We start from the raw sequence: 8579 nt of genomic DNA on the forward strand, positions 1-8579 counted from the left end.
GGCCTCAACCAGGCGACGGGATGACCACCCAGCGGCCCACCTCCAGAAGCCGAGCAGACAGCGGCAGCCGTGGTCATCCCGGAGCCTGCCCGTCCGGCGAGGACATTCTCTTCTTCCAAAGCCGCGGCAGAACGGGAACAGCCGGGTAACCGCAGCCATCACGCTGCGGAGGTGAACAGGATCGTTCACCAACCGGACTCACGCATCACTCGTCCAGGGCCCATCAGCCAGCGCCGCGCGCAGGATCGCGCGGGCCGACCCGGCGAGGACCTCGGCCGCGCGGGCGCGGTCGAGGCCGCCGATGTCGGTCAGCCAGACCAGCGCCTCGATGCCGGTCGCCGACCGGATGGCCACGGCCAGCTCGTGCACGTCGAGTGTGTCCGCGAGCGGGGCCAGTGCCTCCTCGATCCAGCGGATCGCCCGGCCGCGCCGCAGCACCGGCTGCGGCGCGCCGGGTTCCAGCGACAGCCTCAGCTGCGCGCGCAGCTGGGGCTCCCAGCGCAGCGTGAACCCGATGAACGCCGCCATCACCAGGTCGAGGCGGGCGGCCGGGTCGGCGGGCGCGTCCGGGGGCAGCAGGCCCGCGTCATCGGAGATTTCCGGGTACGCCGCCAACAGCAACGCGCGCTGGTTCGGGAAGTAGCGGTAGGCCGTGGTGCGGGAGATCCCGGCCGCTTCGGCGGCGTCCTCCACGGTCGGCGAGCCGCCGTTCGCGAGCAGTTCGTGCGCCGCGGCGACCAGTGCCGCGCGCGTCCGCCCCTTCTGTCGGCTCCGGCCCGTGGACTCATACGGTACTTCCATGCCATCATGGTACTCACGTCCCACGAAGGAGGCGGCCATGACCGGTGACCCTGCCGAGACGAACCCCGAGCTCTACCGGGTGGTCTTCGAAAACGAGCGGGTGCGCGTCCTGGAGTACCAGGACACCCCGGGTGACCGGACCGCGCCGCACCGGCACCCCGACACGGTGATGGTGACGCTGAGCGCGTTCAGCCGCCGCGTCTCCGCCGGCGGCCGCGAAGTCGGCGTGGAGCTGCCCGCCGGCGCGGTGCGCTGGGTCGCGGCCCAGGAGCACGCGGGCGAGAACGTCGGCGGCACGCCGACGCACGCGATGTTCGTCGAGCTGAAGGAACCCCGGCCCGGCGGGGCGGTGGCGGGCACCGCCCTGGGCCCCGGCATGCCGTGACCCAGGGCGGTTCTCACCCCGGTGTCAGCAGCTCGAGTGCTGAATGGTCTTGAAGATGTTGACCGCGCCGAAGAGCGACGCGTCGTAGGTGAAGTGCTTGCTCCACGGGTAGCGCGGCGGCGGGTTGCCGTCGTCCATCACCGGGCTGTCGAACGTGCCGGCGTGGAACAGCTGCGTCCCGGCCGTGGTCTTGAAGTCGAAGCTGGAGTGCCAGACGTCGCCGGAGTGCGTCTGGTAGGTCAGCGTGGTCGCGCTCCAGTCGCCCGTGCCGTCGGACCGGATGATGATGGTGCCGTTGTCCTGCTGGCAGTCTCCGACGTGCAGCTGGCCCCATGTAGCACTTTTCACCTCGAGCAGCGCGGCGCTGTGCGCCGGCGCCGCGGTCGCCGCCGGCGCACCCGTCAGCACCGCCGCCCCCGTCGCCGCGAGGGCGAAAACCGGTGCCAGACCCCGAATCATGCGTTTCATGGACTTCCTCCCGAAGAACCGGTGGCCGCGGACCTCCCGTCCGCGCCGGCCGAGCCTCGCAGCGCCCGTCGACAATCCGTCGACATTTCGTCGACGGACGTTTACTCCGGCGTCGGACGTATCCCGGGCTGTCCGGGCCGCTCTTGTACGCGGGAGCACGCGGGATACCCGCGTCGCGGAGGGGCTGTTATGGGCGGGGTTGACCTCGGGGTGCTGGGACCGTTCGAAGTGCGGCTGGACGGCGAGCCGCGGGACGTCGGCGGGCCGCGCCTGCGGACCCTGCTGGCGGTGCTGGCGGCGGAAGCGGGCCGGGTCGTCAGCGTGGCCGCGCTGGGCCGGGCGCTGTGGGGCGAGGAGGCGCCGGGGCACGCCGACCGCACGGTGCGGACGTACCTCTCCCGGCTGCGCGGCACGCTGGGGCCGGGGGTGATCCTGACCCGGCCACCGGGGTACGAGCTGCACCTGGCACCCGAGGCCCTCGACGCGGCGCGGTTCGAGCGGCTCGCCGCGGAGGGACGCCGGGTACTGGCCGCCGGGGAGCCCGCCGCCGCCCGGGAGCAGCTGGCTTCCGCGTTGGCGCTCTGGCGCGGCAACGCGGCGTACGAGGAGTTCGGCGACGTGGAGACCCTGGCCGCGGAAGGGATGCGGCTCGACCGGCTGCGCCACAACGCCGTCCAGGACCGGATCGACGCCGACCTCGCGACCGGCGAGGACACCGGGCTGATCGCCGAGCTGGAGGCGCTGACCGCCGCGTTCCCCGGCCACGAACGGCTGTGGGCGCAGCTGATGACGGCGCTCTACCGGGCCGGGCGGCAGAGCGACGCGCTGGAGGCGTTCCGCCGGGCGCGGCACGGGCTGATCACCGCGTCCGGGGTGGAGCCGTCGCCGGTGCTGGCGCAGGTGCACCGCCGGGTGCTCGCCCACCACCCGGCCCTGCTCGCCACCCGGCCCACCGCCGTGGTGACCGCCGCGGACGACGCCCTCACCGCGGGCGAGCACGCGCTGCTCGAGGACGGCGATCTCCGGACCAGCCGGGAGCACTTCGAAACCGCCTACGTCCGGGCCGAGCGGACCGGGGACACCACCTCGCTCGCCCGCGCCGCCCTCGGCCTGGGCGGGGTGTGGGTGCACGAGCACCGGACGGCGGTCGCGGCGGCGTCGCTGCTGACGCGGCTGCGGTACGCGCTGGAGCGGGTCGTTCCCGGCTCGACGCTGGCCCACCGCCTCCAGGCCCGGCTCGCGGCGGAGCTGGACTACGAGGCCGGCACGCACGACCGGGTGCTCGCGGCGGTCGAGCGGACCCGGGCGGCGGGCGACCCGGTGGCGCACGCCGAGGCGCTGAGCCTGGCCCACCACTGCCTGCTCGGCCCCGGCCACACCCGGCTGCGGCAGGACATCGCGACCGAGCTGGTCGGGGTGAGCGGCCGCACGGGACGGCGCACCGACCTGGTGATGGGCGTGCTGTGGGACACCGTCGACCGGTTCCTGGCCGGCGATCCGCACGCCGAGCGGCGGCTCGGCGAGCTCGACGACCTGCTGGCCGAGCGCAAGCACCTGGCGGCCGGGTTCGTGGCCGACGCGCTCAAGGTCATGCTGGCCATCCGCGCCGGCCGGTTCCGCGAGGCCGAAGCGGGGGCGCAGGCCTGCGCCGAGGTCGGCCAGGCCGCGGGCGACTTCGACGCGCTCGGCTGGTACGGCGCGCAACTGGTGGCGATCCGGTGGTTCCAAGGCAGGCTCGGGGAGCTCGTGCCGGTGCTGGACGGGCTGATGCACTCCCCGACGCTCAGCCCGATCGACAACTCCTACTACGCCGCGCTCGCGGTGGCGGCCGCGTCGGCGGGCGACCGCCGCACGGCCGCGGGTGCGCTGGCCCGGCTGTGCGGCGAAGACCTGGGGGCGCTGCCGCGGTCGAGCACCTGGCTGACCTCGCTGTGCGGCGCCGCGGAAACCACCTACCTGCTGGGCGACGCCCCGGCGGCGGCCGCGCGGATCCACGAGCTGCTGGCCCCGTTCGCGCAGCTGCCCGCGATGGCGAGCCTGGGCATCGCGTGTTTCGGCTCGGTCCACCACCCGCTCGGCACCACGGCCCTGACCGCCGGCGACCCGGACCGGGCGGTGACACATCTGCGGGCCGCCGTCCGGCACAACCTGGCCCTGGCGCACTGGCCCGCGGTGGTGTTTTCGCGACGCCGCCACGCCGAGGCGTTGCTCCGCCGCGGCGGCCCCGGCGACGCCGCGGCCGCGGAGCGCGAACGGGCCGCAGCCGACGAAGAAGCCAGGACGTTCTGCGACCCCCCGGTCACCGGGCGATGAGCTGCTCCTCCCGCCCGGCCACCCGGAACAGCGGAGCGACCGCGGCGTGGTCCAGCGCGCGCCGCACCACGCGGGACGGCTTCACCGCCAGGTCGATCCCCGCTTCCGCGCAGCGGGACCGCAGGCGGCCCAGTGAAGCCACCCCGGTCACACCGCAGAACCCCACGCCCAGCAGGTCGACCACCAGCCGCCGGGGTGCCGACGCGACGGCGCGGTCGAGTTCCTCGTCCAACCGCGGGCGCGTGGCCATGTCGATTTCGCCGGTGACCGTGACCCGCAGCGTTCCCGGGCCGGTCTCCGCGGTCGTCGCGGTCAGCAGCATCGCGGACAGGTCGAGGGCGCTCATCGAGGTGCTCCTTCCACGAAGATCAGCGATCGGTGATCACCTCGTACCCCGGCGCCGCCGGCCCCAAACCGGACCGGAGTGTGTGAAGCTCGGAACACCGACCTGGTCGTCAAGACCGGCCACCTGGTGCACCGGGCCGAGGCCCGCTCACCGCCGCCACCCCGGTGAGAACACCGGCCGCACCGGGACCCCGCCCCGGGCCGAGCCCAGGTCGGTGAGCGCAACCCGCTCCAGGCCGTTGCCCGGCCCGCCGTCGCTGGTCACCGCCAGGGCCAGGGTGTTGCGGCCGTGCGGGTCGAGGATGCCGTCGGGCAGCACGAACGTGTGCTGCGGCCCGACGTCCCCGATGTACTGGCCGAGGTTCCAGCCGTTGAGGAACACCAGCACCCGGTACCGCCCGCCGGAGCGCGGCTCGGCCGGGTCGCCGATGGTCAGGCCCACCGAGGTGTCCTGACCACGCGGGATCCGCAGCGAGAACGTCGTGCGGTACCACGTGGTCCCCGCGTCGGCGGCCGGTGCGGGCACGGCGGCCGGCGCCCAGGCGCGGTCCGGGAAGCCGGGCAGGTGCCGGCCCGTGCGTTCGCCGTCCAGGCCACCGTTGTTCAGCGGGCCGCGCACCGGGTCCGCCGTGCCGCCCTGGAGCTTCCACGCCACGCCGGTCAGCGACGACGAGATCAGCCCGCGGCCCTCCTTGTGCGCGTCGTTGACGCCGCCGTCCTCGTTGTGGCCGTCGTTCCGGACCAGCACCGAAAGCACGTGCGGGCCGTCGCCGCGCAGGCCCTCCGGGACGGTGAACGCCGCGGTGCCGGTCGTCGGCGGGGCGGCCAGCGCGGACGGCAGGACGTGCCGGCCGAGGTACTGCCCGTCCAGCCACGCCTGCAGCATCCCGGCGCCCCCACCGCCGTAGCGCAGGCTGACCTGCTCCCCCGGCGTCCCGGTGAACCGGCCGCGGTACCAGACGTCGCCGACGCCGAAGCCGTAGTCGTCCGCGGTCAGCACCGGCTGCCCGGCCGGTGGCGGGGTGGTGCTGTTCGTCGTGGTCCGATCCGCCGCGGGCCACGCCGAGTCGTCGTACCCCGGTTCGGCTTCGGGTGAACCGGGTGCCGAGCGCCAGCCGGTGAGCTCGGGCAGGCACGGGTCGGCGGGGCCGGGCAGCGGCCGCAGCGCCAGCAGGCTGCCGGACGCGGTGGGCCGCGCCGGCACCGGGACGCCGTTCCACCACAGCAGCGGTCCGCGGGCGCCCCACACCTCGAGGTCCCTCGGTGCCTTCGTGTCGCCGGTCAGCACGGACCCCCCGCGGGCGGTCCGCACCAGGTCCGGTCCGCGGACGAGCAGGCCGCCGACCGGCCAGAACGTGTCCGCGGTCGGGTCGTCGGCGAGCAGCAGCGTGACGGCCGGACGGCCGCCGCCGCTGATCCGGACCCGCGCGAGCCCCTCGTGGCGGTAGTTCAGCCGCAGGTCGGTGCCGGTCCAGGTGGCCGAGACGGTGCCGGCGAGGACGTCCACGCGCGGCCGGGACGCGTACCGCAGGACCGTCTCGCCGTCCTCCCCCGGCCGGCCGTGCAGCAGCACCGTGCCGTCGGCCCGGGCCATCAGCTCCGAGGTCGAGTACACCAGGTGCTGGCCGGCGACGTCGAAGTCCGCCACCAGGAACTTGGCGTCCTGCCCGTCGAGCCGCAGCGGAACGGTGAACTCACCGTCCGATGTGGACAGCGGGAAGGTGAACGCGTCGTCCGTCGTCGCGTTCGACGGCGAGTGCACCGGCAGGTAGAAGTGCACGCCGGTGTCCGGGTTGACGTTGTGGTAGACCTTCACCGCGGCCGACGAGGGCGTCACCGGCGCACCGCGGTCCATTTTGGCCAGATCCGGAACGGTGGCCAGGAAGGATCCGATCTCCTTCATGGTCAACGCCTTCGGCCGCAGCTGACGTCCTTCGTCGATGGCCGCGCCGTAGTCGTAGGAGCTGTAGACCACCGGCGCCGGCAGCCCGCCCCACGACGTACCGCCGAAGGTCATGTAGAAGTTCTGCACGGTCAGGCCGTTCGCCAGGTTGGTGCCGTAGAAGACGCGCTCGTAGCCCGGTCCCTGCCGCACGGCGGTGCACGGGTAGGTGCCGTTGCTGCCCCAGTAGTCGAACCAGCCGCCGCCGAACTCGGCGACGAACCCCGGCGTGGCCGGCGACGCGCTCGCGCCGCCCTTCGCCCCGCCCGGCCCGTAGGTCCCCCAGTCCGGCGCGGCACTCGGGCTGCCCGGCGTGGCGTCGGTCCGGCAGGTGCCGCCCGGGTAGCCGTCGAAAGCGTAGAGGTCGACCTTGCCTTCGACCGTCCCGGGCACGCCGGAGCCGGGCGGCACCCAGATGCCGTTGCGGCCCTTGTCGTTGTGGAAGACCGGGACGGTGATGCCGTCGGCCCGCACCTTGTCGTAGAGGTGCGCGAGGTAGTTGCGCTGGGCGGTGCCGGTGGCCGCGAGCTCGTTCTCGATCTGGTAGAGGATCACCGGGCCGCGGCCGTCGGTGTACTGGTGCCTGCCGATGATCCGGTCGATCCGCGTCAGCCACTCGTCGGCCGCGGCGAGGTAGTCCGGCGCGTCACTGCGGGCCCGGCCGGCCTGGGTGCTCAGCCACGCGGGGAAGCCGCCGCCGGTGACCTCGGCGTTGATGTAGGGCCCGGGCCGCGCGATGACGTACAGGCCGGCTTCCGCGGCGAGGTCGAGCACCCGGTCCATGTCGCGGACGCCGGTGAAGTCGTACACCCCGGGCGCGGGCGAGTGGTAGTTCCAGTCGAAGTACAGCGAGACCGCGGTGTAGCCGGTCGCCTTCAGCTTCTGCAGCACGTCCCGCCACAGGTCCGGGCTCGGCAACCGGAACGGGTGGAACTCGCCGGACCAGACGACCTGGCGGCGCCCGTCGAGCAGGAGCGAGTACTTGTCGAAGGTGACCCGGTGCTCGACCGGGGCGGCCGCCGCCGGTGCGGCACACAGCGCGCTTGTGACGAACAGAGCGAGCAGGAACGACAGGAACCGCTGCATCGGGCCACCTTCTCGACGGGCGCCGTATAGGTCGTTATACGAGATCAGTACACGTAGGGCCAGCCGGCGCTGTCGTAGCCGATGAGGTTGATGCCGAGCTTGCCCGTCAGCGGCGTCGCGTCCGAGTAGTAGTAGTGGTAGACGAGCACGTCGGCGTCGGTGTCGTGGACGACGGCCACGTGGCCGGGGCCGTGCACCGCGCCGTGGCTCGCCAGGATCTGCGTTCCCCCGCCGGCCGTCATCCGGACCCCGTTGCGGTCGGTGTACGGGCCGGTGATCGACGTCGAGCGGCCCACCATCACCCGGTAGGTGCTCTTGGTGCCCTGGCAGCACAGGTCCCAGGAGACGAACAGGTAGTAGTAGCCGCCGTGCTGGATGATGAAGGGGGCTTCCTCGGCCGACGTGCTGCCTGTGCGCTGGGCAATGCTGCGCAGCGCGGTGTCGCTCGTGCTGCGCTTGCCGGTGGCCGGGTCGAGCCGGATCATCTTGATGCCCGTCCACCAGGAGCCGAAGCTGAGCCACCAGCGGCCGGAGGGGTCGACGAACAGGTTCGGGTCGATCGCGTTGTAGTCGTTGCTCGTGCTCGTCTGCACGACGATGCCCTGGTTGGTCCAGCTGCCCGGCAGGCCGGTGGTACTGGTCGCGAGGAAGATCGCCGAGTTGCGGGAGCCGAGCGACGAAGCGGCGTAGTACAGGTAGTACTTGCCGTTGTGGAACGAGATGTCCGGCGCCCACAGGTATTCCGGCTTGGCGGGGTCGGTGAAGGGCGCGGTCCACGGGGCGCCGTTGGGCCAGACCGAGCCGATCTTGGTGAAGTGGATCCGGTCGGTGGAGCGGCGGATCTGCAGGTACTGGTCGGTGGAGTAGAGCAGGTAGCTGCCGTCCGCCGCGCGGATCATCGCCGGGTCGTGGACCGCCTCGATGTCCCCGGTCACGTAGCCGGGATCCGGGTAGGTCGCGGCTTGCGCGGCGGGCGCGCTCAGCAGGGCGGCGGCGACGGCGACAAGGGCCGGAAGGCGGCGCAGGCTCATGGGGTGTCCTCGGTTCGGCGCTGATCCTGGACGTTGTTAGCGCTAACAGTGTCTGACCGGATCATGGTCGGCGGTCAGGGGCCGGCGCGTCAAGGGCCGGACGGAGGGTCTCTCGGCCTGCCGCGGCTCCGGTGAGCTCGGTGGTGCGGAAGCGCTCGGCCAGCTTGCCGAAGTGCTCGCGCATGAACGTCGAACCGGAGGACAGGAA

General features: G+C 73.2%; 7 protein-coding genes. 2 read left to right on the forward strand and 5 right to left on the reverse strand.

What is annotated here, in order from left to right; all coding sequences use genetic code 11:
* Window positions 1-198: 198 nt before the first annotated feature.
* The gene (locus tag ACWEGE_RS46015; RefSeq protein ID WP_449666838.1) at window positions 199-801 is read right to left on the reverse strand and encodes a TetR/AcrR family transcriptional regulator; all 603 of its coding nucleotides are present in this window, start codon (window positions 799-801) and stop codon (window positions 199-201) included.
* 37 nt (window positions 802-838) lie between these two features.
* On the opposite strand from ACWEGE_RS46015, the gene ACWEGE_RS46020 reads away from it, so the two are divergent.
* Complete coding sequence (locus ACWEGE_RS46020) at window positions 839-1186, forward strand: cytoplasmic protein (RefSeq protein WP_449666839.1); 348 nt, start codon at window positions 839-841, stop codon at window positions 1184-1186.
* Window positions 1187-1210: 24 nt separating this feature from the next.
* Here the strand turns inward: ACWEGE_RS46020 and ACWEGE_RS46025 are convergent, their stop codons facing one another.
* Window positions 1211-1654, reverse strand: a complete 444-nt coding sequence (locus ACWEGE_RS46025; protein WP_449666840.1) for a DUF6294 family protein — start codon at window positions 1652-1654, stop codon at window positions 1211-1213.
* Between the two features lie 189 nt (window positions 1655-1843).
* On the opposite strand from ACWEGE_RS46025, the gene ACWEGE_RS46030 reads away from it, so the two are divergent.
* The gene (locus ACWEGE_RS46030; RefSeq protein WP_449666841.1) at window positions 1844-3967 is read left to right on the forward strand and encodes a BTAD domain-containing putative transcriptional regulator; all 2124 of its coding nucleotides are present in this window, start codon (window positions 1844-1846) and stop codon (window positions 3965-3967) included.
* Here ACWEGE_RS46030 and ACWEGE_RS46035 read toward each other — a convergent pair.
* The 3 genes from ACWEGE_RS46035 to ACWEGE_RS46045 form a co-directional block, all read right to left on the reverse strand.
* Window positions 3954-4313: an STAS domain-containing protein gene (locus ACWEGE_RS46035; RefSeq protein WP_449666842.1), complete on the reverse strand. Its 360-nt coding sequence runs from the start codon at window positions 4311-4313 to the stop codon at window positions 3954-3956. The genes ACWEGE_RS46030 and ACWEGE_RS46035 overlap by 14 nt on opposite strands.
* A gap of 147 nt (window positions 4314-4460) precedes the next feature.
* Window positions 4461-7340 (reverse strand): beta-galactosidase, encoded by a 2880-nt coding sequence (locus tag ACWEGE_RS46040; protein WP_449666843.1) that lies wholly within the window; start codon window positions 7338-7340, stop codon window positions 4461-4463.
* A gap of 44 nt (window positions 7341-7384) precedes the next feature.
* On the reverse strand, window positions 7385-8371 hold the full coding sequence (locus ACWEGE_RS46045; RefSeq protein WP_449666844.1) for an arabinan endo-1,5-alpha-L-arabinosidase: 987 nt from the start codon (window positions 8369-8371) through the stop codon (window positions 7385-7387).
* Window positions 8372-8579 lie beyond the last annotated feature (208 nt).

The organism is Amycolatopsis sp. NPDC004747 (genome assembly GCF_053601335.1).